30 protein-coding genes and 1 pseudogene are annotated in these 24660 nt (G+C 57.8%); 21 read left to right on the top strand and 10 right to left on the bottom strand.

Going from position 1 to position 24660, the window contains the following annotated elements; translation table 11 throughout:
• Nucleotides 1-406: 406 nt before the first annotated feature.
• The 3 genes from PGX04_RS10735 to PGX04_RS10745 form a co-directional block, all read right to left on the bottom strand.
• Nucleotides 407-1411: a formate/nitrite transporter family protein gene (locus PGX04_RS10735; protein ID WP_273738485.1), complete on the bottom strand. Its 1005-nt coding sequence runs from the start codon at nt 1409-1411 to the stop codon at nt 407-409.
• A 649-nt stretch (nt 1412-2060) separates the two neighbouring features.
• Nucleotides 2061-2420 (bottom strand): PadR family transcriptional regulator, encoded by a 360-nt coding sequence (locus tag PGX04_RS10740; RefSeq protein WP_273738486.1) that lies wholly within the window; start codon nt 2418-2420, stop codon nt 2061-2063.
• Nucleotides 2421-2667: 247 nt separating this feature from the next.
• Complete coding sequence (locus PGX04_RS10745) at nt 2668-2844, bottom strand: hypothetical protein (protein WP_273738487.1); 177 nt, start codon at nt 2842-2844, stop codon at nt 2668-2670.
• Between the two features lie 116 nt (nt 2845-2960).
• Between PGX04_RS10745 and PGX04_RS10750 the strand changes: the two genes are divergently transcribed.
• Nucleotides 2961-3149 (top strand): hypothetical protein, encoded by a 189-nt coding sequence (locus PGX04_RS10750; RefSeq protein ID WP_273738488.1) that lies wholly within the window; start codon nt 2961-2963, stop codon nt 3147-3149.
• 561 nt (nt 3150-3710) lie between these two features.
• On the opposite strand, the gene PGX04_RS10755 is transcribed toward PGX04_RS10750, so the two are convergent.
• Nucleotides 3711-4142 (bottom strand): response regulator, encoded by a 432-nt coding sequence (locus PGX04_RS10755; RefSeq protein ID WP_273738489.1) that lies wholly within the window; start codon nt 4140-4142, stop codon nt 3711-3713.
• A gap of 152 nt (nt 4143-4294) precedes the next feature.
• Between PGX04_RS10755 and PGX04_RS10760 the strand changes: the two genes are divergently transcribed.
• Entirely contained in the window at nt 4295-4417 is a 123-nt protein-coding gene (locus PGX04_RS10760; RefSeq protein WP_273738490.1) for a hypothetical protein, read from the top strand.
• Here the strand turns inward: PGX04_RS10760 and PGX04_RS10765 are convergent.
• Nucleotides 4414-4602 (bottom strand): plasmid mobilization protein, encoded by a 189-nt coding sequence (locus PGX04_RS10765; RefSeq protein ID WP_273738491.1) that lies wholly within the window; start codon nt 4600-4602, stop codon nt 4414-4416. The genes PGX04_RS10760 and PGX04_RS10765 overlap by 4 nt on opposite strands.
• Before the next feature lie 107 nt (nt 4603-4709).
• Between PGX04_RS10765 and PGX04_RS10770 the strand changes: the two genes are divergently transcribed.
• The 10 genes from PGX04_RS10770 to PGX04_RS10815 all read left to right on the top strand — a co-directional run bounded on the left by PGX04_RS10770 (nt 4710) and on the right by PGX04_RS10815 (nt 9496).
• The gene (locus PGX04_RS10770) at nt 4710-4889 is read left to right on the top strand and encodes a ribbon-helix-helix domain-containing protein (protein WP_273738492.1); all 180 of its coding nucleotides are present in this window, start codon (nt 4710-4712) and stop codon (nt 4887-4889) included.
• A gap of 9 nt (nt 4890-4898) precedes the next feature.
• The gene (locus PGX04_RS10775) at nt 4899-5363 is read left to right on the top strand and encodes an HNH endonuclease (RefSeq protein ID WP_273738494.1); all 465 of its coding nucleotides are present in this window, start codon (nt 4899-4901) and stop codon (nt 5361-5363) included.
• 331 nt (nt 5364-5694) lie between these two features.
• Entirely contained in the window at nt 5695-5979 is a 285-nt protein-coding gene (locus tag PGX04_RS10780; RefSeq protein ID WP_273738495.1) for a hypothetical protein, read from the top strand.
• Nucleotides 5976-6716: a hypothetical protein gene (locus PGX04_RS10785; protein ID WP_273738496.1), complete on the top strand. Its 741-nt coding sequence runs from the start codon at nt 5976-5978 to the stop codon at nt 6714-6716. Before PGX04_RS10780 ends, PGX04_RS10785 begins: the two co-directional genes overlap by 4 nt.
• On the top strand, nt 6713-7075 hold the full coding sequence (locus tag PGX04_RS10790) for a hypothetical protein (protein WP_273738497.1): 363 nt from the start codon (nt 6713-6715) through the stop codon (nt 7073-7075). The genes PGX04_RS10785 and PGX04_RS10790 overlap by 4 nt, the downstream gene beginning before the upstream one ends.
• A complete protein-coding gene (locus tag PGX04_RS10795; protein WP_273738498.1) occupies nt 7072-7218 on the top strand; it encodes a hypothetical protein in 147 nt (48 codons plus the stop codon). The genes PGX04_RS10790 and PGX04_RS10795 overlap by 4 nt, the downstream gene beginning before the upstream one ends.
• Nucleotides 7218-8219: a hypothetical protein gene (locus PGX04_RS10800; protein WP_273738499.1), complete on the top strand. Its 1002-nt coding sequence runs from the start codon at nt 7218-7220 to the stop codon at nt 8217-8219. The genes PGX04_RS10795 and PGX04_RS10800 overlap by 1 nt, the downstream gene beginning before the upstream one ends.
• Complete coding sequence (locus tag PGX04_RS10805; protein ID WP_273738500.1) at nt 8216-8656, top strand: hypothetical protein; 441 nt, start codon at nt 8216-8218, stop codon at nt 8654-8656. The genes PGX04_RS10800 and PGX04_RS10805 overlap by 4 nt, the downstream gene beginning before the upstream one ends.
• A gap of 397 nt (nt 8657-9053) precedes the next feature.
• Nucleotides 9054-9350, top strand: coding sequence for a hypothetical protein (locus tag PGX04_RS10810; RefSeq protein WP_273738501.1), 297 nt, complete (start codon nt 9054-9056; stop codon nt 9348-9350).
• Nucleotides 9347-9496 (top strand): hypothetical protein, encoded by a 150-nt coding sequence (locus PGX04_RS10815; protein ID WP_273738502.1) that lies wholly within the window; start codon nt 9347-9349, stop codon nt 9494-9496. Before PGX04_RS10810 ends, PGX04_RS10815 begins: the two co-directional genes overlap by 4 nt.
• A 9-nt stretch (nt 9497-9505) precedes the next feature.
• Here PGX04_RS10815 and PGX04_RS10820 read toward each other — a convergent pair whose 3' ends face one another.
• Nucleotides 9506-10732: a tyrosine-type recombinase/integrase gene (locus PGX04_RS10820; RefSeq protein ID WP_273738503.1), complete on the bottom strand. Its 1227-nt coding sequence runs from the start codon at nt 10730-10732 to the stop codon at nt 9506-9508.
• A gap of 134 nt (nt 10733-10866) precedes the next feature.
• Between PGX04_RS10820 and PGX04_RS10825 the strand changes: the two genes are divergently transcribed.
• The 3 genes from PGX04_RS10825 to PGX04_RS10835 all read left to right on the top strand — a co-directional run bounded on the left by PGX04_RS10825 (nt 10867) and on the right by PGX04_RS10835 (nt 13302).
• A complete protein-coding gene (locus PGX04_RS10825; protein ID WP_273738504.1) occupies nt 10867-11001 on the top strand; it encodes a hypothetical protein in 135 nt (44 codons plus the stop codon).
• Between the two features lie 241 nt (nt 11002-11242).
• A complete protein-coding gene (locus tag PGX04_RS10830) occupies nt 11243-12373 on the top strand; it encodes a sodium:calcium antiporter (RefSeq protein ID WP_273738505.1) in 1131 nt (376 codons plus the stop codon).
• Nucleotides 12374-12480: 107 nt separating this feature from the next.
• Complete coding sequence (locus tag PGX04_RS10835) at nt 12481-13302, top strand: DUF8054 domain-containing protein (protein ID WP_465263805.1); 822 nt, start codon at nt 12481-12483, stop codon at nt 13300-13302.
• Between the two features lie 17 nt (nt 13303-13319).
• Here the strand turns inward: PGX04_RS10835 and PGX04_RS10840 are convergent, their stop codons facing one another.
• Nucleotides 13320-13610, bottom strand: a complete 291-nt coding sequence (locus PGX04_RS10840; RefSeq protein ID WP_273738508.1) for a winged helix-turn-helix domain-containing protein — start codon at nt 13608-13610, stop codon at nt 13320-13322.
• A gap of 95 nt (nt 13611-13705) precedes the next feature.
• Here PGX04_RS10840 and PGX04_RS10845 point away from each other — a divergent pair, with 95 nt between their 5' ends.
• From PGX04_RS10845 to PGX04_RS10870, 6 genes are all read left to right on the top strand, one after another.
• Nucleotides 13706-14011, top strand: a complete 306-nt coding sequence (locus PGX04_RS10845; RefSeq protein ID WP_273738509.1) for an amphi-Trp domain-containing protein — start codon at nt 13706-13708, stop codon at nt 14009-14011.
• Between the two features lie 499 nt (nt 14012-14510).
• Entirely contained in the window at nt 14511-15191 is a 681-nt protein-coding gene (locus tag PGX04_RS10850; protein WP_273738510.1) for an IS6 family transposase, read from the top strand.
• 77 nt (nt 15192-15268) lie between these two features.
• A complete protein-coding gene (locus tag PGX04_RS10855; protein ID WP_273738511.1) occupies nt 15269-16219 on the top strand; it encodes a TAXI family TRAP transporter solute-binding subunit in 951 nt (316 codons plus the stop codon).
• Between the two features lie 167 nt (nt 16220-16386).
• Nucleotides 16387-16884 (top strand): DUF1850 domain-containing protein, encoded by a 498-nt coding sequence (locus tag PGX04_RS10860; protein ID WP_273738512.1) that lies wholly within the window; start codon nt 16387-16389, stop codon nt 16882-16884.
• Complete coding sequence (locus PGX04_RS10865) at nt 16881-19628, top strand: TRAP transporter permease (RefSeq protein WP_273738513.1); 2748 nt, start codon at nt 16881-16883, stop codon at nt 19626-19628. The genes PGX04_RS10860 and PGX04_RS10865 overlap by 4 nt, the downstream gene beginning before the upstream one ends.
• A 154-nt stretch (nt 19629-19782) precedes the next feature.
• Nucleotides 19783-20313, top strand: a complete 531-nt coding sequence (locus PGX04_RS10870) for a hypothetical protein (protein WP_273738515.1) — start codon at nt 19783-19785, stop codon at nt 20311-20313.
• 123 nt (nt 20314-20436) lie between these two features.
• Here the strand turns inward: PGX04_RS10870 and ggt are convergent, their stop codons facing one another.
• The 3 genes and pseudogenes from ggt to PGX04_RS10885 form a co-directional block, all read right to left on the bottom strand.
• Entirely contained in the window at nt 20437-22158 is a 1722-nt protein-coding gene (gene ggt / locus PGX04_RS10875) for a gamma-glutamyltransferase (protein ID WP_273738516.1), read from the bottom strand.
• Nucleotides 22159-22703: 545 nt separating this feature from the next.
• Nucleotides 22704-23867 carry a M14 family zinc carboxypeptidase gene (locus PGX04_RS10880; RefSeq protein WP_273738517.1) on the bottom strand — a complete coding sequence of 388 codons (1164 nt, stop codon included), beginning with the start codon at nt 23865-23867 and terminating at the stop codon, nt 22704-22706.
• 77 nt (nt 23868-23944) lie between these two features.
• Nucleotides 23945-24597 (bottom strand): annotated as a pseudogene (locus tag PGX04_RS10885) (IS6 family transposase).
• Between the last annotated feature and the right edge of the window lie 63 nt (nt 24598-24660).

Here is a 24660-nt window from a genome sequence, read left to right on the forward strand (position 1 = left end):
TATATGATAAAAGTTACAGCGGTAAGTATGCAGGTATAGTGAACAGATAGTTCAGTCCGAATGGGGCAAAAAATCCCATGTGAATTGTTCTATGACACACCCCTGTGGACAGCAAAATAGTATCGAAGGTGGGAAACGGTCATTGATTGTCGACAAACACAAGGATGGCCTAGACGCCGACACGCTTTCACCTACCAGTAGATCGTAGCACGATTTCTTTAGTCAGAATTATACGCGAAATTGAATCGGCCAGTTCGGTAACTACCTGTGCTTATTGACCAGCGAGCGTTCTATCAGGTTCGAGTGGGGTTCGTAGCGTCGTGCTGAATACACAGCGCGTATTTAGTATCGCAACGAACGCAGAGACAGGTTCACCTGGTGCCATGCGGGGTTTTCGTCGTCCCAGTCACTCCGAACTTGGTGCTTCCGTTGCGGGTGGCACTCGAGACCGGCCTGCGAGACTCCCGAACAGCCACTCCGATCGCGTGAGCTGGGCCCCTCGCTCTTGCTGCTTGGGGAACCTCCGTTCACGGGTTTGGGCGTAGTTCAGCAATGCCACGAGGACTACGCCTCCGACCGTGTTGCCGAGGAGGACCGGGAGGAAGAGATCCACGGTGACGGCTGCCAGGCTGGCTGCACCGGAGAACACCAAGTACATGGCTTCGCAGGATGTGACGACGACGTGATGGAGTCCGGTCGCTGGAATCATATAGATGATCCCATAAATGAGCAGCAGACGGGCGGTCGAGTCACGCGTCGCATGGTTGAGCCAGACCATGCCCGCGACGAGCCATCCAGCGAAGATCGCCTTGAAGAACAGATCCCACCACGGCGTCTTAACGGCATCTAATCCGAACTCCACGGCCAACTGCGTCGATTCGGGGGAGAACACACCAGTCTTCGCCAGTACTAGCGCGCCCATCGTCGCACCCAAGACGTTGCCTACGAGAACGATCATCCACAGACGTAACAGGAGCGGCAGACTGGCGATACGGGTCAACACCAGCGTCACCGGTGGAAGCGTGTTCTCGGTGAACAGCTGGTACCGGCCCATGACGATGAATAGGAACCCGATCGGGTACAGCGTCGCTGCCAGTAAGCCGGTCGGCTCACCGGGCACCGCTGCCGCGACTGCGGCGTGACCGAGGAACGTCAGTGTGATCGCGAATCCGGCTGCCAATCCGCTGTAAAACAGCTCGCGGTTGCTCGAGTCGATCTCTTCTTCAGCTGTCGCGACGATCCGCTGGAAAATCTCGTCGGTCGAAAACCAGTCGCGAACGGCTGCGCCGGCAGCGGGTGCGCCGCTTTGTGAGTGATCGAGCGCGTCTCGGACCCGCTCCTCGACTTCGTTGGGATGGAGGGATTGATTTTCTCCTGTCTCGTCCTCGTCAGGCGAGTCCCTACCTGTCATAGAGTCATTACGGCACCACCGGATATGTAATCTCTCCCCGGGGCATCACAGACCGGCGCTGGAGGGGTTCATCCGGGTGGATATGGACGGAACCACCCGCTGAATAGTGTCCATGGGCCGTATTTAGACACGAGATTCAAAGGCGATAGAACCCACAGTCGGGTGTCGTCACGCGAAAGTAAGAGGTGCTATCGAACAAAAGCCCGTCACCACAATCTCGCGTTCTACCGAGGCTATATGATCATCGCCTCGAACGGTAGTCGAAGTTCTCGGCGACGATTCGCATATTGGATCAGAATTACGCCTCAGAGCTGCTCTCACTAGGCTAGCGTCTAAACGAGGCCGAGCCCCTATATTCAGCAGCCGGGTTCCGGCAGTTGCCGGAGAGATGGTATTAACGTGATGCATACATCCTCTATATTCAGCAGGAGACTTTTGGCATATTTTGGTCAAATCGATATCCGCTTCGGTAACTGCTTGCTCTGTACTGACCACAAGTTTCACAGATTACTCTGAATAAAGAAACCGCATTACCGACTACTGCTACGAATGAGGTCTTGTAACGTCAACTCCTACTCCGATACTGCCGGACTATTATGACGGCATAGTCCGACAGTAGATAAGCGAACGGAACGTTTGCCTGTCTTATTCAGTCCTCATTCTGAGAGAAGCAACACCGTTCCCACTCAAGGTGTGCTTCAAGACTAGCGTCCCCAAACTCACTTGGACGGTATGCATTGGTTCTCCCGTCAAGTGGATACTTCTCAACGTACCCTTCTTCGATAAGCTCCCTCAGGTTCTGATATAATCTCCCCTGAGTGATTTCATCATCATAGTAGTCGTCAAGTTTCTCCTTGATGACGAGTCCATGTGGATTCTGAGAGGCCAGCAACCTGATAACAAACAACTGGTCCCGCTTGAATGCCGTTAAATTTGTCAGTGGGCAGGGATTTTCTGGTTTGTTTGTAATTGATTCTTGAGGTTCGTCTATCGGTGTATTGTCTTCCATCGACTATTACTGGCAACAATGCCATCTGAAACTATACACGATGGCGAATCCGTTCTCAGCCTGCCAGAATGCGTAATATAAATTTACGAATGTACACACATTTGGCGGACTTCTCTAAATATATGGTTCCATGACAAATTTCAAGAAAACTGACTAACATTCGGAAAGATGACACGACCTTGAACGAGCTGGCTATGTGTCACTCTGTAGACAGCAAAAAGCTAGCGGAAACCGGGAACGGTTACTGTCAATAGTCGCCGGCAAGATTCCGCTGGCCGCCCTCGCGCTGTGCCCGCTCGTCTCGAGCGGCGGCGACGTTCACCTCGGTGTAGGTCTTACAGCCGTCGTACTCCGCTTTCTGTCCATCACACCGGTCACACACTCGCCGTGTGCCGTCGATCCTCCCGAGGCAATTCTCATTCACTACGCGACGACCGACGTGGTGCCGTTGTTCGAGTTGGCCGACGCGTGGCCGTTTTCGGCCGGTGGGCCTGCATAAGCCGGTTCCGTGACTATATGCACAGCTACTGCCCATCTTGTATGGAGTTTTACAAGCCAACTGACTGGCTGTCCACGGGCTGTGTCCTCGCGGCTGTTGGTGCGCTTGCCGTAATCGGTGGGAACCTCGCACTTGGGGGCACGCACATCGAGACGACATCGGTCATCACACTAGGGGTTATCCTGCCGATTCTCGTCGTCTTTAGCGTTGCCTGGATGTTTGACCAGTAGCCGTCTCTCACCCACTGAGTCACTCCCGAAGCGATATCCCACGGGACAGAGACACTCCGCATGGCCGGACGGTCGGCCACTCAGGGAGAACAGGACCACGGTCCTCGCATTCCACCTTCCTGATGGAACTACGCCCCTCGAGTCCCGACTGTCCCCCTATGCCCGACACGCAGTCCCGAACCTAACGCTTCCGCGGTCGCTCACCGCCCGATCGCGACGACTGGCTAGTCTTGGCCGTGGCCCGTCGAACGACCAACCACGACGGGACGGCCGTCTGTGCCGTGACCGGCGAGACTGTCTCACTATCTGAGTCGCGTTTCTACGTCACGCTGCTACAGGAGAATGAGTATCGATTCGACCCCGCGGAGTACGATCACCTGGTTGCGCGGATGGGGAGCTCGGCGAGCTGGACGAGTGGCTTGAATCAGAGGAATAGCGGTAGTTGGTAATACGATCTCTTCATTCAGAATCGGGAGCGGAACGGATACGCCTGATTCGGTAACTACGTGTGCGTACTTACTATCGAGAGTTCTCTCAGGTGGCAGTCTTGCTCTAAACCACTTAAGAGCAGGACGGCAATCGAGCCCTCCCAATCCAAAAATTCTCAACAGCTTGGACTAAATCAACAAACGTCTCAGGATTGTCTGGCTTCGTTAAGTACGCGTTCGCATGTTGCTCATAACTCGAAATGACATCCTCTCTGGCCGTCGAACTGGTCAGTACAAGCACCGGGAGCTGCTCCATTTCAGGATCCCCCTTGATCTCCTCTAATACGTCAAGTCCGTCTTTGCGTGGCAGATTCAAATCCAACAACACAAAATCAAGACACGGTGATTCATCGCTCCTCAAAAAATCAATCGCCTTAATGCCATCTGTGGCAATATGCATTCTCACGTCAAACTCGGCCTTCCGAAAGGCTTCCTGAGTTAATCGAACATCCCCGGGGTTATCCTCTACAAGTAAAATGTCGGGATTAGTCTTGTTTTCAGTCATGTAAATCAATGTATCTCCGTTTTAAAAATCGGAACTGCCTGAGCGTTCTTCCCTTTCTCTGTTAAAACTACTCGCTAATTACTTTGGTATCATGAACTGATAGATCAATAGCCTTCCAATAACTGCTTTACCCGTACTGGACGGCGACTAAGATGGCCGACTACGATTTGATCAGAATGCTCGGAGACACGAACGCGAAACAGTACGAAGCGACCGACGAAGAGTTAGAAGCGCCTGTTGAGTTCGATCCGCGAGAGACTGCAGAAGCGAATTAGTCAGCTGTCGCTACTGTCTGAACCGTCTTCGGATTTCCCTCTGTATCCTCCTCTAATTCGCCAAGTGCCAAATCCCGAAGCCATCCAGATACTCCTGAGTACCCTTCTTTAGCAGCTTTCACCCGAATCTTCTGCTGCTCTTCCTCCGTAACGTACGCCGAGATTTGCTTGTCTCGTTCGGTCATAGTGTTGCCATTCTACCACAGCACCATAAGAATGTAGCATCCAGAAGTACCATTTTAACCAAATACTATCCGATAGCATTATGGTGATGCTTTACTATGGTAGTGATATGGCGCGACCGTCGTTTACGATGCCCGATGAAATGTTGGAGGATCTGGAGAGTCGCGCTGGCGAGGACGGGAACAAAAGCAGATACGTTCGAGAGGCCCTCGTCGCACGATTCCAGGCCGAAGACAGTGGAGAATGGGAAGCTCCCGAATCATACACTGTCGAGACGAACGCGCTGTAGAGCATAGCCATGAAAAACGCTGATACCACCGCCGATGCGCCGTGGCGTAGCGAACAAACACTCAGAGACCTATATCACGGCGACAGACTCAGCCAACGCGAAATAGCGGACAAGTTGGGCTGTGGTCGTGGTACCGTTCATCGGTGGATGGATCGCCATGGGATCGACACCCGGAACAAGATGAACGGTGTGGAGGAATGCAATCGGAATCAAGTCCCCCACTTCGGACATCACACGAAAGGGTATGAGATGTGGCAATCGCAACACGAGTACGAGATGCAGAAGGTCCTCGTACACCGCTTGGTTGCGGTTGCTGAGTTCGGATTTGAAGCCGTCTGTGATAACGATGTACACCACAAGAACGGCATCCCATGGGACAACCGACACGATAATCTGGAGGTGATGTCTCACGGCTCCCACATGAGCCTTCATAAGAGCGGCGAGTGGAGCGAAGATGTATTGAGTAGCAATTAGCGGCAGCTAAGAATAGTTCACTAACTGCAGTGAGCCGGGCGTCCTCAGCGCCCGACTCGAGAAGCCCTGAACGCATGATCACAGACGCAACACGCGGTCATAGTTACACAGCGGGTAAGACGGTTGCAACAGCCGTTAACCGGCGATTGCCCGTCAGTAGCTGTTTCGAAATGACGCGGGTCGCTTTTAGTGTGTATCAGGTTCAACAGAGAATCAGCCACTCGCGGCCACGGCCGGAGCGCGCCAGGTACCAACTTTCGCGCCCCGGCTGTCCGCGGGTTCCAGACGACAACCATCCGGGGCTGGAATGTGCCCCGGTACGACTGAAACCATGTACGCAGACGACAACCATACAGAAGACGATACCGGATCGAATAGTACCAACACCGACGGTCGTATCCCTCGAGACTCGGCGGCTCTCGAACACGCGGCTCGACGCGCTGCTCGCGAGGACATCGCTCGGCGCTTCGACAAGGTCGAGAAGGACGCATGGGCCGACCGACACACTCGCCCTATCGGGACGCTGACTCCCACCAGGCGCTACTGTATCGAAGGCGACGGCGACGACGCGTGGATCACGAGCCGCTGGGCGGTCGGCGAGGATGATCTGCGATGATCGCCGGCCAGCTCGCACTCCTCGCCGAGCCCGCCGCCGCCCCCCTCGAGGACCATCACGACCAGACCGGCCGCGCCCTCGAGGTTGAAGAGACCCAGACCTACCTGGACGACCTCGTCATCCAGTCGGGACTGGTCGCTGGCGAAGTTCCCCAGGAAGAAGAACGCGTCCTCCTGGACGGCCACGAGATCGAGACCGAGACGCGAAAGGTCACCCGGAAGGTCGCGAGCGAGTGGGTCGCCGATGTCGACGGTGAGGGCTGGATCCTCGCCGGGCGTACGCACTCGAGTGATCTCGAACACGAACCCGACTGGCCGTTCAACGACTTCTCGCGGTTCGCCGGCCCGGAGATCGCGCCAGTCCGCCTCAAGCCCTGGGAATTCGTCCGCAACCAGCGCGACGCCGATCGGGAGTGGTCGGTCGAGATGGCCACCCACGAGTCCAACCTCGACGACGTCACGATCGAGTGGGGTCACGGAGCGCTCAAGTCGAAGGCAGTCAACGCCGACGTCGGCGTTGCGCTGACGACTCACTGGCAGGGCGAGTTCGTCCGCCTGGTCATCTACTCGAGCGGATATCTAGCCATCTGGGAACCAGAGGAGATGAAGCCCGAGCTGCTCGGGCGGTTCATCCATGAGGAGATCGTCCCGGTCGCGACGTTCGACGACGAGGCCGAGGTCGAAGAGGACGAAAGCGCTGAGCAGGCGACGCTCGAGGACAGCGGGGCGGAAGCATGAGCGGAGACACGAAGACGCTCGACAAGGGCGTCCCGACCGAGGCGACCGGCGAAGACTGTCCGGTCTGTCCCGACGGGGAACTTGTCAAGCCCCGCAGCGAGGTGGAACAGTGTCCGAACTGCCTGTTCGTCAATAATCCACTCTACGCGGATAACGAGCTCGTCGACTTTGAACTGACCCACCGACAGGGGCGCCGACTTCTGCGAGTGTTCGGGTACGATCACCACGGTACCCCTGGCGATATCGGAACGCGCCTCCGGCGGTTCTGCCACGAGCAAGACATCAGCAAAGACGATCTCGACGACCTGCTCGCGGACCTTCGTGAGATCAGCGGCTACGAGTGTGGTGGTTCAGCATGAGCGCCGACGAGTTCCGCGACCAGCTGGACACGGCCCTCGCCACCGCGATCGCCGGCGACGCCGACCTAGATGAAGTCGACGAGATCCTCGTGGACGCCCGCTCACGCGTCAACGAGGTCCGAGCCATGCGAGGTGAGGCCTGATGTCGTCGTGTCCCACCTGCGGCAACCGCGACTACCTCTGCCAGAGCTGCAAGATGGAGGAACTCGAGGACCGCCACGGCCGTCCGTCGGACAACTTCGACGAGGACACCGACGGCGTCCGCTGCTGGGTCCAGGCGATCGACGAGACCTGGCACGCCTCGATGTACTTCGAGGGCACGCGCCACGCCGCTGCCTGCGGCGAGTGTTTCGAGACGCCGGTCGCCGACGTCCGCGACGATCCGCGTCGACTCGCGGACGAGCGCACCTGCGATGACTGCGAGGCGTATCTCGAGGTCGATGATGACGAGACCGTCCCCGACGGCGGCGAGTTCTCACTGGCGAGCGAGCTGTGGGCTGACGGCGGTGAGGTCGAAGTCTACCAGTGGGTGCTCGAGAACATCCACGAGTACCCCGCATGGATCGACTCTCGCTGGGGCTCTCGTGGCAACCTTGTCCATCACAGACGGAAGCTCGACGGCGTCACCAAAGAGGACGTCCAGGTGGCGATCTCCCGCGCGGTCGACAACGAGGACCTCCTCTCATGGCATGGGCTGCTGGCCCGTGCCGAAATCGACCGACTTCGAGAGATCACCCGCGTCGAGCACGAAGAACACAATATCACGCGGGGGATTCTCGTCGGGAAGTGCAACAAGCTCATCGCGATGAAGAAGCAGGAGCAGGCCGACGAGAACGCCGAGCGCGAGGTCGCGACCGACGGGGGCGTCGATCAGCCACTGAGCGGGGTTTGTCCGTTTGAGTCCTCAAGAAGAGTGAAGCTGGTTCCGCCGCACTTACAGAAGTCTCGTCCCATTTTCTTCGGTTCTCCTTCTATGATATCCATTCCAGGCTGGATCAATCCACATCGGTCGCAGATTAGAACTATCCGATTTGTTCTTTCTGCCATCTTATCGGGAGGTATTACTACTGGTTACGGCAATAACCTTCCCCAACTATCACGATCACTGAAACAATTACTACAGTCGAGAGGTGACCAGCAGTGACGGGCGGCTCGTACCGAACCCACTGCGACGACTGCGAGTCCGAGATCCGTGCGTCGGCGCGGTACTGTCCCGATTGCGGGGAACGTCAGGACTGGTTCACCGATGACGAGGAGCCCGACGGCAATCTCGAGGAAGTCTTCCGCCGCGAGACGATCACCGAGGCCGGCGACGGCGGCCTCCTGGTCGGCGATCGCGAGGTCGTCGATCGCATCGACGACGTCTGCTCCGAGCTCGAGGCGCTCCGCGACGAGGTCGACAACCCGGACGTCCAGGCGGCGCTGCGCTCCGCGATCGGCAGCGTCTGGCGGGCATCGGTCCTTCAGCGCGTCGACGAGAACAGCGACATCCGGATGGTCACCGACACGGGACGCGGCAGCACGTCCGTCCGTGGGCCTATGACAGACATTTACACACGCGAGCGGGGTGAGTCGCGATGAGCTTCTCGAACTCTTCGATCGGGACGGACCAACTGAATGGCAAGGTCATCCATCCTCTAACCTGGCTTAAGAGATGTCTCCACTCGAGGCGTTTGGTTCTGAGACAATGTGTACAGCCAGTTCTTTCTTCGAATGATCCTCGACCAGATGCTCGTCAACGTTCTGGCCATGGGGGAGGTCTTTGTGACAAAGGGGACATTCGACTGGCGGTTGGGAGCTCATATGGTTTCCAATGGTCTGAGAAGCAAAAGGCTCTGTCTAGTATTCTTGCACTCGACTCATCACAACCGGACTCTGAGCGCGATCGCGCTCAGGCAGATCCACGAGTAGCCGGGCTGCTCGTTGTCGTGCTCGGTCTCGTGTTCGTCGGCGTGATCACAGTGGGGGCGATTGTCCCATGAGCGCGACCACGCAGTCTCCGCGGAACTCCGAGCTCGAGGTATCAGGTCACGCCCGACGGCGCTGGGAGACGCGATCGCATCAGCCGCATCTGGATCCACGGGCAGCGTGGAGCGAGGCGAAGTCGGTGCACTACCCGAGTCTCAAGCCGCCTAGCGAACACGCACGCTACCACACCGAGACGGATCTCGTCCTGTTGGTGGCCCAAGACGGCACGATGACGACCTGCATTCCCCTGTCGGATCGATCTCCAGACGAACAGCAGTACGTCCGCAATCAGGTGACCAATCAATGAGTACCAAAACCCCCGACCCTGAAACCGAAGCAAGAGAGACCGTCGAAGAAAAACAGGACCTGTTCGAGCGAATCGCCGAGGCTGATCTTCCGATCTCGGACGACATCGAACGCGTTCTCGAACTCGTCGATGGAGGTGGCGAATAGATGTTGGCGTCAGTCTCCGAGGAGCAGCTGTCGAAGCGCAGCGTTGTCGTCGACGGCGTCCTTCGCCTCCAGGATCTCGTCGAGTGTGAGATCTTCGAGATTGGCGACCGCACCGGCGGACTCCATCCATCGACGCTCGAGTTCATCGTCTTCGTCGATCGCTCGCTGAGAGAGTGCTTGGCCACACCAGACACAGACATCGTTTTCGCGGGGCGTGTCCCGATCGCACCGGGGGCAGGGGATCGGAGCGAGATCGTCGTGCTCGTCTTCCTGGACGTCGATGCCGTGGGCTTTCGCGATCTCTCGGTCGTTCGCGTCGGCGAAGACCGAGACGTACCGGGCAGCGATGTCCGAGCCGCGCGTCCATCCGTGATGATCTTCGAGGTGGGCCTGGGAGACTCCCTGGCTCGCAAGGTGCGACGCCGAGGCCTTCCGGAAGTTCGAGGGCGTGACCGGCCGGTCGATATCGGCCTTTCGGGCCTTCTCTTTCAGGATGTCACGGACACGGTTGTTCGAGATCGAGTCCCCCGAGTTGAGTTTGCAGAAGAGCGGATCGCTTCCACTACCTGGATGGACCTCGAGCCAGCGGTTGACGTAGGGGACCGACGGGATCAGGACGGGCGACCGTCGTCCCTGCTTACCGTCGACAGTGACCTGCAGCCCGTATTTGTGGTCGGAGACCTGCTTCGGCGTCAGGTCGAACAGTTCGTAGGGCCGCGGGCCGAGATCCCAGGCGAGGGCGATGAGAGCACGATCGCGCAGGTTCGCACAGGCGTCGATCATCGGGAGGATGTCCTCTTCCCACCGGAGCATGTCACCGGGATCCGGCGCCGGATCGTAGTTGCTCGGATAGCCGCCGGGAACCCACTCGATGCTTTCGGGGATCTCGTCGACGTCGTCATCGTCGCTGGCGAGTTTGCCGAACTGGCGGAGGGTGACGCGGTAGTCCTTGTTGGTCTCCGGCGAGTCGGCCTTCTCGGTGTTGATCCAGGCGACGAGCTGCTCGGCAGCGTTGCGGTCCTCGAGGGCGTCGGCGAGGCCGCCGATCTCTTGTGCCATCTTCACCGCGCGCATGAGGTACTTCTCGTGAGCAAAGTCCGAGTACTTCGACGGACCGAGGATGCGGATGGTATCGGACATGCGCCGGATCGCCTCGGCGTCGTCCTCGTCCATCTCCTCGACACCGTCAACCCGCTCACGGAGACGTTTGATCGACTGTTCTGGGTTCGATGTCATGACTTATACTATAAGTGTGGGCATGTAAAGGTCGGGTGTAGATCCCTCCCCGGGCATGCTTCTTACTGCCATCAAGTACTCGAGCGAGACGTCAAACACGATCCGCTACGAAGCCGTGACAAAATCGTGGGGGCGTGACTCATCAAAACCAGCCACGCAACGATCTCGTCGACGTGCTCGAGATGCTCCGATCAGAGGCCGACGAAGCAGTGCTGAGAACGCCGGCCGTCAGTGCCAGTAGCGATCCGGACGTTACTAACGACGGTTAGCGACCTTGCGGCGCGGATACCCGTTCTTCCCGTAAGACGTCCGCTGATCGAGGTCGCCGTTCTCGACGAAGTCCTGTCGACGATGTCGTCGATACACGATAGTTCCCGCCAGTCCGTGTATACTTTTCCAACGGAATTCTGTACCCGAGAGCATATATTAATAATCGAAACTATTGCTATTCTCCGTATAGGTGTGAACCGTTCACTTACCATCTTCCTTATCGTCTTGGTAGCTGTCTCAGTGACTGTTGCTCCGGCACTCGCACAGGAGGACGATGTGGGTGGTGAAGCCGAAGAAAGCGAAGGCGATATCGACGGATTGATCCAGGCACAGGGGACGATCGGTGCGGTGATTATTCTCCTCGGTAGCATCGTGTTACTGATGGTGTGCACTGAGAAACTGATCAGCTATCTCGCACGGGCGTCACTCAACATGAAGATGTCATTGTTCGCACTGGCGATACTCTTCACCGGGTTCGAGTTCGACGACACGATCCTCGCGTTCGTGTTCTCCGCAGGTGAACTGGAAGGCGCCGCCCTCGGAACGGCGCTCGGGACGGGGCTGGCGATTACCGGCATCACACTTGCGGGGGCAGCTATCGTCCGCCCGTTCCCAGTCGATCTACCCACGGACTACCTCGTCATTTTCGCGGTATCGCCGCTCATCCTCGTCCCATTCGTCCTTCTCGGAACGCTGACGTTCGTCCACGGTATCGTTTTGATCGGCTTCTTCATCCTCTCCTTTGCCTACGTGATTCTCCGGGAGCGCCAGCGCGACGCACCGGTGTTCCGAAACACTGAATTCGGGCAGGAAATCGAAGACATCCGGACGGATGGCGGGGTGGGCAGACCCAACTCGCTGGAGGAAATTCCCGAGGATCGACTTCTCGGAGAACTAGCCGACTCCGGAATCGTGTGGCTCGTTCTCTCCAGTATCGCGCTCGCCGGCATCGTCTTCGCGGCGATGTTGCTCGAAGGCGGGTCAGAAGCCGTGATCGAAGGATTTGGCATCAATCAGACCGTTTTCGGAGCGACGTTCCTCACGCTGATCCTCACGTTCGAGGACATCATGCTGACCATCGAGCCAATCCGACGAGGGTTCCCCGAGATCGGCGTGGGAAACGTCATCGGAAGCGTCCTTTTCTCGGTGACGGGGAACGTTGGCGTGATACTGTTACTCAGCGAGATCAGTATCGACTCGTCCGTGCTGACGTTGCATCTCCCTGCAGTGATTATCGTGACGGCTCTCGCCGCATACTTCCTCTACGAAGGGCACCTGAGGCGGTGGCATGGCTTCCTGCTCGGTGGTCTCTATGTCGCCTACTGGCTGATCGCGATCGTCGTGTTCGGCGGCGTTCCGATCGGGAACTGACTCGCTGACACACTGGGATGTACTATCGGTCACTATCACGTGTGGTATCAACAGCAATGTAGAACACCCGGAAATTTGATTCTTCGGCAGTCCAATATCTAATCGAGATGGAGGCCGTCACCGCTCTCAAACGGGACGAATACACCGGAGAAAACCGATGCATGCCGTGCACGATAGTTAACATCGGTATTGCAGCAGTACTCGCCGTGGCCGCGGTGGTCATCGCTGGAACTGGCATTGGCATCCTCTTCTTCCTCGTTGCACTCGCGATCATCTACCTCCACGGCTATCTCGTCCCGGGAACGCCGACACTGACGAAACGGTATCTCCCCGCGTCGGTGCTCGGACTGTTCGGCAAAGAATCGGTCACGGAGCGTCGCGCACGATCAATCGACGCGAACGCGACGATCGAAGAACAACTCGTTGCCATCGGAGTGTTTACCGTCAAAGACAACCCGGCGCTGACCGACTCGTTTGCCAACGCGTGGAAGGTAGCCAACGAGCGATTCCGCTTCGAGGACGTCGATGAATCCGCGCTTCGGACGCTCTTTGGCACTGACGACGTCTCGAGACACGCTGCGACCGGGGCCGTCGTCGATGGGAATCAGTCGATACGCTGGATTTCCGAATCGGCACTGGTCGCGGATGTCACCGCGAGTCGTCTCCTCGCAGAGCGGGGCAGCGGATGGGAAACGGTGGAACCGAACGAACGGATCGCTCTTCTCCGGGGCCTTCGCCTCTTTCTCCGCGTTTGTCCGGCGTGTGATGGAGCCGTCGACGTTACGGAACGGACGGCCGACCCGTGTTGTGAGCGTCCACACACGCTGATAGAAGTCACATGTTCGGACTGCGGGACGCCACTGGCCGACGATGCGGTAGTCGGTATTGACGCTGATGCGTCGGGACGAGTTCGCGCAATTCGGAGGTGAGCACCCCCTGTTAGCAGTCAATCAGACGGAGACTGCGCGGATCGTTCGTTGGCCTGCAGGACGAACGATCGTTCAGGTGGCGGCGACGCCTCGAACTGGATGCACTGAACTAGCCGGTAGTATTTCCGATTTCCCTGATAATAATGCTCCACCAACTCCGCGTCTTCGAGCACCGAGAGGTGGTGTGAAGCGGTTTTCCCGTCCATTCCGACTGCTTCGGTAAGCTCTGAAACGTACATCGGCCTGTGCGTGAGCTCACGGAGGATTTCGAGGCGCTGGCTGCTTCCAAACACCTTGAGCAGCGTCATGCAACTAGATGAGTCGATCCAGTTATAAATAGTTATTCGAGAATCATTATGAAATCATCCATAAACTTAAGCATGGATGTTACAAATGAGATACTATGGCCAATGAGGTTGATTTTCCGAGCAGCCAACCACGGGATACGACCACGATCACGGATGGGTTCTTCGAACGGGAAGTGTACCTGTCCGGAGGGGACACGGCAGCGTTCCTCCGAACGTTAGCGGACGCTGTCGACGACGGTAACGAGTTGCTCGTCAGTGGTGACGACTGGGAAATTCCGTTCACGTTCGCCGAGCCGATTGAGGTCGAGATAGAATTCTCGAACCAATCGGAACGCGAACTCGAAATCGAACTCGAATTCGAGGAACCGAAGACGGATGCAGGTGACCTGAACGTCGAGTAATCGTCGGACCGGCAGTTGCTCTCCTGCAGCGCTCTGTTTGGGTGTCGGCACTCGCGTCCCTTGCATAGCTTCGGTCGGTTACTGTTCTAGATAGTACTCGCCGTATCAGTCATCGTTGTCCGTCGGAGACTGCGATTTCTGTTGCGGTCGCGGAGTCAAACGATCTCGCTTCGAGACCGGTTCTTCGATACGACCTCGTTCTGTCGAACTGATCAGTCGTCGCTCGAGGTCACCGCACTGTCTTCATCGGCACTGACACCCGTTCCGGATTGGGGTCTCCTCCGAGTTCATGGAGGGTTTCGTCGGGGTCGATGGCGTCGTTCTCGACGAAATAATCCGTGGCCGGCTCTGAAGCGGCTCGAGAAACGACCGAACGCGGATACAACCCGACGGAGAATTACAACGCTGATTCATATCGGTCCGGCATGGTAATTGTTACGGAATGGCACTGTCTAGATGAGAGTTTGAGGAACGAGCAGGTGGTGGGAAAGAAGTGACCATGCAACTCGCCAACCTGCTCAGAGAGAGCGTAGATGTGGATTGTGATGAGGTATGGGAGAACGAACGCACCCCGACACCCGTTAGGGTGTCCGGGGTGCGCCTGCATTCGATGGGGTCGTCAATACGGGAAGCCGTCGCTGTGTTGGACTTACTTGGCGTCGATCGGTCTCACGGAGCGGTCTGGAACTGGACACATAATCTCGCGGAGAGCCAGGCGGATCCGCCGATGGCAGCGCCGTTGCGGGTCGCCGTTGATGAGAAACAGATCGAGGTCGATGGCGAAAAGAAATGGCTGTATGCGGCGATCGATACGGAGTCGAAGCTCTTGCTCGAAATCGACGTATACAGCCGCCGCGGGACCGATCCCGCGGCGGCATTTTTGCAGTGGCTAACCGAGAAACACGACGTGTCAGACACTGAGTTTCTGGTTGATGGTGGTGGCTATCTGACTGCCCTCTTTCGACACGAGCTGAGCGGTCAGCTCAACTACACAGACCGGAACCACATCGAAAAATGGTTCCAGACTGTGGCGATGCGAATCGACCGCTTTCACTCGTTTTGGCGGGGCAGTCCAGCCAGTGCACGTCGCTGGCTCAGACGGTTTAGACACCACTACAACCACGATCGGCCAAATCAAGCACTCGGTGGCCGAACGACAGCTCAGGAGGTGCTGAACTAGACCGTTCTTGGAGTAATATCACATAATATTTCATAACAGTCAGAAATATAACCCCTCATGAGAAAGTGTGAGTTGAGATGGCACACCAAGGGAGCCGACGACGACTGCTCAAAGTGGCTGGTGCAGCCGGTGTAGCCGCACTCGCTGGCTGTATCGGCGGTGATGGTGGCAACGAAAATCGCCTCAGCTGGCACGCTGGCGGTACCGGCGGGACGTACTTCCCGCTCTCGAACGAGTTCAAAACCATTGTCGAGGACAACATCGACTTCTCGCTGAACGTCCAGTCGACGGGCGCGAGCGTCGAGAACGTCGGCAGTCTCGCGGACGGCTCGGCCGATTTCGCGCTCATCCAGAACGACATCGCGTCCTTTGCGAAGGAAGGCACCGGAATCGACGCCTTCCAAGACAACCCGATCGATACCTTGCAGGGCGTCGCGACGCTATACCCGGAGACGATCACGCTTGTCACGCTTGCTGGAAACGGCATCTCGTCGCTCGAGGATTTAAGCGGTGCGACGATCAACACGGGGGATCTCGGATCGGGGACGCAGGTCAACGCCCTCCAGATCCTCGAGTCGCTCGGCATCTCGGACTTCGAGGAGCAAAACGCCAGCTTCTCGCAGGCGTCCGAACAGCTCGCCAATGGCGACATCGACGCGGCGTTCGTCGTCGGCGGTTGGCCGGTCGGCGCGATCGAGGACCTCGCCAACACGAACGACATCGTGATCGTTCCGATCGGGGGCGAGAACCGCGAGGCAGCCAAAGAGGACGCCTCCTGGTTCTCTGACGATACGATTCCCGGTGGCACCTACAGTGGTGTCGAAGAGGACGTCGATACCGTCGCAGTGCAGGCGATGATCGCCACACACGCCGACGTGGCAGCCGATACTGTCGAGACGGTTACCGCGGCTATCTTCGACAACCTCGGTGAACTCTCGATCAAGACCGACTTCATCTCGGTCGACAGCGCACAGGACGGAATGCCAATCGAAATCCACGAAGGCGCGGCGGCGTACTTCGACGCTTGATTGGGATTGTACCGTCAGACCGGGTGGCGTATGCGGACATGGTCAATCGGCATGCGCCGGGCCACGGGGCCGCTTTATGAACACGGACGATGTCACACCCTGCGAGACTGTGATAGGCCCTAGCGACGGTTCAGATACCGGGATCTATCACTAAACAGCACGTAAGAATGAGCCGCATCTCCCGTTCGAACGGCGTCGCCGCGCTCCTCGCAGCAGCAGTACTAGTCCTCGTCGCTATTGCCGCAACGGTCCCAACCGAAGCGGTGCTCGTTGTCGAGGATGCCGAGACCGGCAAACAGTACCTTACCGAGCCAGTCGCCGACGGGAGTACCGTGGGCCTCGAGTACATGCATAGTGTGGAGAAATCCCGCGTATACGATGAGTACCGCGTGGATGATCAAACCCTGGTGAATACCCGGATGGAGTTCGAGTCTTACGGCTGGGGATTGCCTGCCCGGGTCAACGTCACGACCGTCGACGGGATGCTCGTGTACGAGCCATCCGAGCCGATCGCGGAACTGCAACGCCTTTCGGTCTCACCCGGACGGACCGCCGGTCATACGCTGATCGTCGACGATCGACGGTACGATCTAGTCGCAGCGACGAATGCGAGCGACGTTCGCATCCACATCGAACAACGATCGCTAATCGAGAGAATCCTATGAGCACGAACGATCCATCGGACAACGGTTCCGACGGACCAAACGGCGACCGGGATGGAACGAGCGACAAACTGACTGAGGAGGTCTCCCAGGAGCAGGCCGAGGAGTTGATCAACGAAATCGAGCGCCGGCGATCGCTCCAGGGGATCGCCGCGGCAGCCGTCGCGGCGATCGGCATCCTGTTTTCGGTCTTCCAGCTGTTCCTGGCCGCACGCGGCTTTTCGTTTACGATCTGGGTGCCGATCGTCGACAACTGGCAGGTCTCGCTCCAACTCCTGCAGGCGAACGCGGTCCACGTCTCGTTCGCGCTCGTACTCACGTTCCTACTGTTCCCGGCCAGTATGGGTGATGGGATCGTCACTCGAAACCTGGGTCGGATTGTTCCTGCCGCATCCCGCAGACTTGGGGATCAAAACCCGATTACGCGCCTTCTAGCGGGCGTTCGAGCCACGTTTCGGTGGGCGTTTCTCGACCCCGACCGGAAGCGGGTAACGCCGTTCGATCTCCTGTGTATCGTCGCCTCGAGCCTCTCGGCGATCTACTTCCTGATGGAGTTCTCTGAAATTCAGAACATGCGGGTATTCGGACTCACGTTTGGGCGGCCGATCACCGAGGTGTACACGTTCCTCCAGCCCGTCCTCGGTGGCGTTCCGTTCGTGAGCGAGTACTCCTACGCGATGGCACTCGGCGTGGTCGGCATCCTCTTGGTGCTCGAGGCCACCCGCCGGACGCTCGGCCTACCGCTTATGATCATCGTCGCGACGTTCATCCTCTACGCGCGCTGGGGCTACCTTATCAGCGGCGAAACGCCGCTTCTCGGCCTGCTCGCGGTCAACGAGTTGGACTGGCCGAGCATCGTTCAGAACCTCTGGTACAACACCGAAAACGGGGTCTTCGGCATTCCGGTGACGGTATCGGTGAGCTTCATTTACATCTTCATCCTCTTCGGTGCGTTTCTGGAGATGAGCGGCGCCGGCCAGTGGTTCATCGACCTCGCGTATGCGGCCACCGGAGAGCGCAAGGGCGGCCCGGCGAAGGCGAGCATCCTCGCAAGCGGCTTCATGGGGACGATCTCGGGATCCTCGATCGCCAACACAGTCACCACCGGTGCGTTTACGATCCCGCTGATGAAGCGGTCGGGCTACTCGCCCGAGTTCTCCGGCGCGGTCGAGTCGTCGGCATCATCCGGCGGACAGATTCTTCCACCGGTGATGGGCGCCGCCGCGTTCCTGATGGTTCAGTACACGGCGACGCCGTTCGCGGATATCATCATCCTCGCGACGATTCCGGCGATCGTCTTCTTCTTCGGCGTCTGGGTAATGGTCCATCTCAAGGCGGTCGATGAGGGGATCGGTGGCGTCGCGGACGTCGACACCGTCTCGCTCGGCGCACATCTCAAACGCGGGTGGTTCTACCTCGTCCCGATCGGGTTACTCCTGTACTACCTTATCATCGAGCGACTGTCCGTCTCGCGGTCGGCGTGGTTCACGCTCGTCGCGCTCGTCGCGCTGATCGCGTTGGTCTCGGCGTACAACGAGAAAACGCGCGGGCGGCTTCTCGGGATTTTCGTGGCTATCGTTGGCGTCGAACTGGCGAGTTATATCGTCGCTGGCGTCCCGGTCACCGGACTCGTCACTGGGGCCGGCGGGACGGGGGTGTCCATCGGCGGGGCGATCGACCGTGTCCTCGACGGGATCGAGTGGTACGTGATGCTGGCCGGCGTGCTGACGTTGGTATCTCGTCCGGACATTGACGCGCCGCTGTTCGACCTCAATCCGGCGGTCCAGACGACCGCTGACTCGATCAGTGATCGAACCGGCCGCGATCTCGGCGATCGCCAACTGTTCCGTTTCGGTACATTCGTCATCAAGTCAATGGATGAAGGTGCGCGGACGGCCGTTCCGGTCGTCATCGCCGTCGCAGCCGCCGGCATCATTCCGGGCGTCATCAGTGTCACTGGACTCGGTCCGAACCTCACGTCGCTGCTGCTCGCGCTGTCAGGTGGATCGATTGTGGTTATGCTGGTTGTGACGGCCGTCTCAAGCATCATCCTCGGAATGGGGATGCCAACGACAGTCACCTACATCATCCTCATCTCGATGCTCGCCACGCCGCTCGTCGAGTTCGGGATTCCGCTGCTCGCCGCGCACCTGTTTATCCTCTACTTCGGCGTTATCGCCGATATCACGCCCCCGGTCGCTGTCGCCGCCTATGCCGCGAGCGGCGTCGCCAAGTCGGATCCGTTTGAGACAGGCGTGAAAGCGTTCTCGCTGTCACTAAACAAGGCGATCGTCCCCTTCGCGTTCGTCCTTGCACCTGGAGTCGTGCTACTTCGTGAGAAGGCCAACGCCGACCAGTTGCCGATCCGCGAACAGTATCGTGTCGTCGGCTTCAGCGACCTCACAGAGTTATCGTACTCCGTGCCGGAAATCGTGGTTCCCGTGATTGGCGTCTTCCTCGGGGTGATCGCCTTGGGTGCAACCGTCATCGGAACACTGTATACGGGCGTCAATCGCGCCGAACGCACTGGCTTTGCGCTCAGTTCACTGCTGCTTATGGCACCGCGGCTGCTTTCAGCATCAGTGTTTGATCTCCTCGGATTCGCCGGTATTACTGTCTCGTTCGATGCGCTCCTGCTCGATATCACGCTTCGTGGCATCGGATTGGCGCTGTTCATCGCCCTCGTGGCGAAAAATCGTCGTGAGGCGACGAATATACACGAGACGAGACAGGCTACCGTGGGGTGACATCCTCGCCCGTCCTAACCAGTAGACGCCGAACCTAATTTACGACACTGCTGGTAGGTTGTCTATGGTGAAGACAACCGAAGCAAAACAGGTCTGTTAAGCTGCATCACCTCTTCTTTATCCAGAACTTGACTTTAAGATCAAATCCTGTGGGATGTACACGAGAGAGGACTTTCTCGAAGTCCTCTCTCGTATCGCTTTCGAGCAGGAATTCGCCAACACAGGTGGAAAAACACACCAGTTGAACCAAGGTAAGCCGGTTGACGTCACGTCGACAGCTCGAAATCCACTTGCAAAATCGCTCCTCTACCACCTGCGGAATCTGGACGCGGATGCCATCGACGATCTCTTCGAAGTTCTTCGGAAACGTCGGCTGTTACCAAGCTGTGTCGACGTTGCGATCGACCTTCAGGAATGGCGATTCTATGGCTCAGCCGTGACAGACCGCGTTCTCAGCACCTATCCCGACCAGGGAACGACTCGGACGTATTGTTTTGCGACACTGTATATCGTGGCACCTGGAACACGGTTTACGCTTGCAGTGCTCCCGCTCGAAGAGAACGGCTTCCGCGCCGAGCGCGAAGCCGTTCGAACCCCGTTAGAGACTGCCCAGAAGTTTCAGCCCATTTCACATCTGAAGAATGGGGTTTCAAGAGCCACCGATTGCTACCGTCACGGAAAGTAACGAAACGATTGATTTCAGCTTGTTCTACACCTTGATTCGGCAACGACTGTGAACGACGGGGTTTCCTCGCTACCGCAAGATGAAGCAGACCTCGAGGCGGTTCAGTACCGGGTCGCCAGCCTATCACGACGGTGACCCGGCTGAGCCGTCTCTGCGGCGGTCGGCGACACCGATGTACCCACCGTCGTTTTTGACGAGGATTGATTGGGCGTTGCCGATGGAATCGACGACGGAGACGTCGTGACCGGCGGCGTTCAGTTCGTCGACGACATCGTCGGGTACACCGTCTTCGGCCTGAACCCACGTCCCGGTCGCGGAGTACACGCGTGGTTCCGCGACAGCGTCGTCGATGTCCATGCCGAACTCGGCGACGTTGAGGAGAATCTGAGAAACGGTGTGGATGATCGACCAGCCGCCGGGGGAGCCGACCGTCAGGAAGGGATCACCGTCACGCGTAACGATCGTCGGACTCGTGCTGCTGAGCGGGCGCTTCTCCGGCTGGACCTCGTTCGGTCCGCCGGGGGTGGAGTCGAAGTCTGTAAGCTCGTTGTTCAGCATGAATCCCCTCCCGGGAACCATGATTCCCGATCCGAACAACTGTTCGATGGTGCTGGTCCAGGAGACCATGTTCCCCTCGGCGTCGGCCGTCGTGAAGTGCGTCGTCTGCCCGGGATGGCTCACGGCACTGTTCGTGTGGGGTTTGTTGCGTTCCCCGTTTCGTGCGCCCGAGGCGTTGCTGCCGTGTTTGGTCTGCTCGAGGTCTCTAGGGCTCGTATAATACTGTCCGCCGGGCTGGTACGCGAAGGGGTCCCCGGGCTCGCGAGTCGCGTCCGTCGCTTTTTCCGGGTCGATAATCTGTCGGCGAGCGTCGACGTACTCGTCGTCGAGCATTCCCTGCCACGGGATGTCGACGAACTCCTCGTCGCCGAGGTACTCGTTGCGATCGGCAAACACGAGCTGGAACGCTTCGATCAGCCGGTGGTACACGTCGAACGACCGCCGATCGTACTGCGCCAGATCGAACGGCTCAAGGAGGGAGAGAATCTGTGCGATGACGTAGCCACCGGATGTCGGCGAACGCATCGTCCGGACAGTGATCTCGTGTGCGTCACCGTCGCAGGTCTCGTAGGTGGGTCTGGTGATGTTGACGTTGTATCGGCCGAGGTCGTCGACGGTCATGCTCCCGCCAGTCTTTCGGTAGCGTGCTGCACCCTGAACTGTCTCGGCAATATCTTCTGCAACCCCTCCCGTATAGAACGGGCCGATGCCGTCGTCGCGGATGGTACGGAGGGTGTCAGCGAGGTCCGGCTGAACGAGTTCGTCGCCCACCTCGAGGGGCTCGCCCCCCGGAGCGAACACTTCTTGAGCAGTCGGTGTGAGTGCCCCATCTTCGACGTTGTCCGCGATGGAACTCGCCAGAAACTCGTCGACAGTAACCGTTCGCCCGTCTGGTGCAGCCAACTCGATAGCCGGCTGTATAAGTTCGCTGAGCGCTGTTCGTCCGAACCGTTTGACTGCTACGTCAGCGGCCTTCAGCGTCCCGGGGACGCCGACTGCCTTGCCGTTCGTGTGGCGCGCTAAGAACGGGACCTCCTCACCTTGGTTGTTCAGAAACATATCGGGTTGCGCTCCGAGGGGAGCTCGCTCCCGATTGTCGATCGCGATGATCTCATCCTCTTTGGCACTATAGACGAGCATGAACCCACCGCCACCGATCCCCGACGAGTGGGGCTGAACAACGTTGAGCGCGAACTGGACAGCGACCGCCGCATCAATTGCGTTCCCCCCGTTCTCGAGAACCTCCACGCCGGCTTCCGTCGCCTGCGAATGGACGCTCGAGACCATTCCGTCGGCAGCTTCTGTGACGGTATTGGATGTAGACGCTATTTCCGATCGCTCGAATGCGCTACTGGCTCCGACTGGGACCATGCTGGCTCCCAGCGTGACGCCTGTTCCTTGAAGGAACGTCCGCTTTGTTGTCGTAACGCGTTCTGTGGTATCTTCTGCCGAGTCATTCGACTCTGCTTTAGGGCCATCTTGTCCCATAGGTGATTGGCATTAGCAACCATGATAAGTATTAGCACTATAGGCGGTGGTAGAAAATAGTATAATTTAGTCATGAACGTCTGTTTCTAAGTTATCACCCACAGTGAGCAAGGACGACCTCGGGAATGGGGTGGGATACGTGCCCCACATGATCGTCAACCCGCAGGAGTACGGATCGGTACAAATCGAACACGCATCCAACGGACTAAGATCCAAGCCTGCGCTTCAGAGACCTGTCTCTGGCCAACTGGCGAGAGTATTGGCGTTCAATAGCGCGGATGGGACACGTTAGCCGTAATTCTCATTGCACGCGTTAGTTGATAGGGAATCGGTTGAATTAGTCGTCACTCCGCATACGCTTCGTGCTCTGGGTTCCACTCCTCCCGCGGCAGTTCTTTCCAGAAGTAATCCCCGCGGGGAGGAATATCATCGGCTGCAGCAGGGTCAACCTCGTAAAGTTCGTCAGATGCGAGACCCTCTAAGATTTCGTTCATGACCGTGTTGATGATGGTCGTGATCATTCCGTTCCCCGCGTTGCCGAGATCTTCCGCCTGACCGCGGAACTCGAAGAGGACGCTACCGCGACCTCGAACACCGTGACCGTTCCGTGCAATGTTGGCGGTGGTCCCGCCGGGATAGGTGTCCCAGGTCGTGTGACCAAGGTCTTTGGTCTCTTGATAGGCATGTGCGGAAATCTTCCGCGAGAGGTTCACCGCCGCTTCGGGCGCTGCCTCGTTGAGAGGCCACAGCGTCGACGCGTTGATTAGCTCGCAGTCTTCGTTCCGATAGGTACCCTGGTGATGCCAGTCACAGATAATGTCAGCGTCAACCTCCGCAGTCCTGTCGAGCATCGCCTGCGTCTCAGGTGACGGGTTCTCATCTGGAATCAGATCTGGGTTGATACCATCGGCGTCGGCAAGGACATCCGGGTCGATACCGAAATAGTGCTGCCGGTTCGGATCGACCGGACCACACTGATCCGGTCCAAAGTACGGACCGTCGTGACAGATGTCCTCCGGCCGCGCGTTTTCTCGCTGTGGCATCTCGTTGTCGTCCGCCGGCGCCCAACCGTCGGGGTTGTGTCGTGGGATGACGTGGAGTGTCAGTTCATCAAGGATCTTGTCGACCTGGCGTCCTCCAGCGGCGAACTTCTGAAGGAGTTTCAGGACGGCCTCTGTCGTGTGCTGCTCGTTGCCGTGTTGCTGAGTCACATAGAAGACGTCGGTGTCACCCCCGTCGATGCGTACATAGGGGATGGGTCGTCCCTCCCACGTCTCGCCGATCGGTTCGTACTCAAGGTTGCTCTTTGTATCGAGTTTCTCGAGCGTGTTGTAGAGTGTCTCGTTGCTCGTGAACGAGTTATAGTTGATGTTCGCCGTCTCTGGTGGGAACGGACCACCTGGCTTGATAAAGTCACCTGGACAGTCGTCGGCGCTGACAGTAACCGTCCCGACTATTCCTGCTCCTGCGATACCGCCGATGGTCTTGAGTATGTTACGTCTTCGCATAATTCTAATTACCATACATCATTACTATTGATAAATCTTCTGCACGGCACTGTCTAGTTGAGCACCTCCACTGGCGTCTATCCGTTAAGTGATTGGTGCGGTCGTTGTACATTGTAGTAGTGTCTAAACTGCTCAATCCATTCTCTGACGCTCGCCCGACTGCCCACCCATGAATTATGGAAGCGGTCAACGCGCATCTTCAAGGTGTGAAACCACTTTTCGATCAGGTTTCGATCAACGTAGTCGAGCTGGCCGCTCAATTCCAATCGGGAGAGGGAAGTCAGATAGCCATAGCTATCAACGAGAAACACCGCCTCGGAGAGATCGTGTTTCTCGGTCAACTTATACAGGAACGCAGTGGCTGGATCTGTGCCCCGTCGTCCGAAGACTGCGATATCGAGAATCAACCGCGAATCTAAGTCGATTGCAGCATATACCCAAGACCAATCGCCGTTGGTCTTGACAACGGTCTCATCAATGGCGACCTGCGACGGCGAAGTCGTCGGCGGGTCTGGTACGCTGTCAGCCAGCCGATGTACCCAGTGCCAGATTGCTCGATGAGAGCGTTCAACGCCGAGCAAACGAAGAATAGCTTGTGCCTCTCGAAGCGAACAGCCGGTCGCGTGGAGTCGAACTGCGAACACCCTGACGCAATCGCCGTCCGATCTCGCTCCCAAGATTCATCAAATTCCGCTACGTAGCACTCGCTGAGCAGGTCTGCGAGCTGCATGGCCAAACTAGCTCTACGACCTGCTCGCTTCTCAAACTGCGCTAACTAGACGGTGCCTACGGA

The organism is Natrinema soli, from assembly GCF_028618695.1.

Bases quoted from the DNA above. Each gene is read 5' to 3' on its own strand.
- PGX04_RS10820 (WP_273738503.1), bottom strand. From the start codon at position 10,732: ATGACATCGAACCCAGAACAGTCGATCAAACGTCTCCGTGAGCGGGTT.
- PGX04_RS10815 (WP_273738502.1), top strand. From the start codon at position 9,347: ATGAGTACCAAAACCCCCGACCCTGAAACCGAAGCAAGAGAGACCGTC.
- PGX04_RS10800 (WP_273738499.1), top strand. From the start codon at position 7,218: ATGTCGTCGTGTCCCACCTGCGGCAACCGCGACTACCTCTGCCAGAGC.
- PGX04_RS10860 (WP_273738512.1), top strand. From the start codon at position 16,387: ATGAGCCGCATCTCCCGTTCGAACGGCGTCGCCGCGCTCCTCGCAGCA.
- ggt (WP_273738516.1), bottom strand. From the start codon at position 22,158: ATGGTCTCGAGCGTCCATTCGCAGGCGACGGAAGCCGGCGTGGAGGTT.
- PGX04_RS10865 (WP_273738513.1), top strand. From the start codon at position 16,881: ATGAGCACGAACGATCCATCGGACAACGGTTCCGACGGACCAAACGGC.
- PGX04_RS10840 (WP_273738508.1), bottom strand. From the start codon at position 13,610: ATGACGCTGCTCAAGGTGTTTGGAAGCAGCCAGCGCCTCGAAATCCTC.
- PGX04_RS10780 (WP_273738495.1), top strand. From the start codon at position 5,695: ATGTACGCAGACGACAACCATACAGAAGACGATACCGGATCGAATAGT.
- PGX04_RS10870 (WP_273738515.1), top strand. From the start codon at position 19,783: ATGTACACGAGAGAGGACTTTCTCGAAGTCCTCTCTCGTATCGCTTTC.
- PGX04_RS10735 (WP_273738485.1), bottom strand. From the start codon at position 1,411: ATGACAGGTAGGGACTCGCCTGACGAGGACGAGACAGGAGAAAATCAA.
- PGX04_RS10770 (WP_273738492.1), top strand. From the start codon at position 4,710: ATGGCGCGACCGTCGTTTACGATGCCCGATGAAATGTTGGAGGATCTG.
- PGX04_RS10795 (WP_273738498.1), top strand. From the start codon at position 7,072: ATGAGCGCCGACGAGTTCCGCGACCAGCTGGACACGGCCCTCGCCACC.
- PGX04_RS10845 (WP_273738509.1), top strand. From the start codon at position 13,706: ATGGCCAATGAGGTTGATTTTCCGAGCAGCCAACCACGGGATACGACC.
- PGX04_RS10810 (WP_273738501.1), top strand. From the start codon at position 9,054: ATGAGCGCGACCACGCAGTCTCCGCGGAACTCCGAGCTCGAGGTATCA.
- PGX04_RS10755 (WP_273738489.1), bottom strand. From the start codon at position 4,142: ATGACTGAAAACAAGACTAATCCCGACATTTTACTTGTAGAGGATAAC.
- PGX04_RS10765 (WP_273738491.1), bottom strand. From the start codon at position 4,602: ATGACCGAACGAGACAAGCAAATCTCGGCGTACGTTACGGAGGAAGAG.
- PGX04_RS10775 (WP_273738494.1), top strand. From the start codon at position 4,899: ATGAAAAACGCTGATACCACCGCCGATGCGCCGTGGCGTAGCGAACAA.
- PGX04_RS10855 (WP_273738511.1), top strand. From the start codon at position 15,269: ATGGCACACCAAGGGAGCCGACGACGACTGCTCAAAGTGGCTGGTGCA.
- PGX04_RS10790 (WP_273738497.1), top strand. From the start codon at position 6,713: ATGAGCGGAGACACGAAGACGCTCGACAAGGGCGTCCCGACCGAGGCG.
- PGX04_RS10835 (WP_465263805.1), top strand. From the start codon at position 12,481: ATGGAGGCCGTCACCGCTCTCAAACGGGACGAATACACCGGAGAAAAC.
- PGX04_RS10750 (WP_273738488.1), top strand. From the start codon at position 2,961: ATGGAGTTTTACAAGCCAACTGACTGGCTGTCCACGGGCTGTGTCCTC.
- PGX04_RS10850 (WP_273738510.1), top strand. From the start codon at position 14,511: ATGCAACTCGCCAACCTGCTCAGAGAGAGCGTAGATGTGGATTGTGAT.
- PGX04_RS10880 (WP_273738517.1), bottom strand. From the start codon at position 23,867: ATGCGAAGACGTAACATACTCAAGACCATCGGCGGTATCGCAGGAGCA.
- PGX04_RS10785 (WP_273738496.1), top strand. From the start codon at position 5,976: ATGATCGCCGGCCAGCTCGCACTCCTCGCCGAGCCCGCCGCCGCCCCC.
- PGX04_RS10760 (WP_273738490.1), top strand. From the start codon at position 4,295: ATGGCCGACTACGATTTGATCAGAATGCTCGGAGACACGAACGCGAAA.
- PGX04_RS10740 (WP_273738486.1), bottom strand. From the start codon at position 2,420: ATGGAAGACAATACACCGATAGACGAACCTCAAGAATCAATTACAAAC.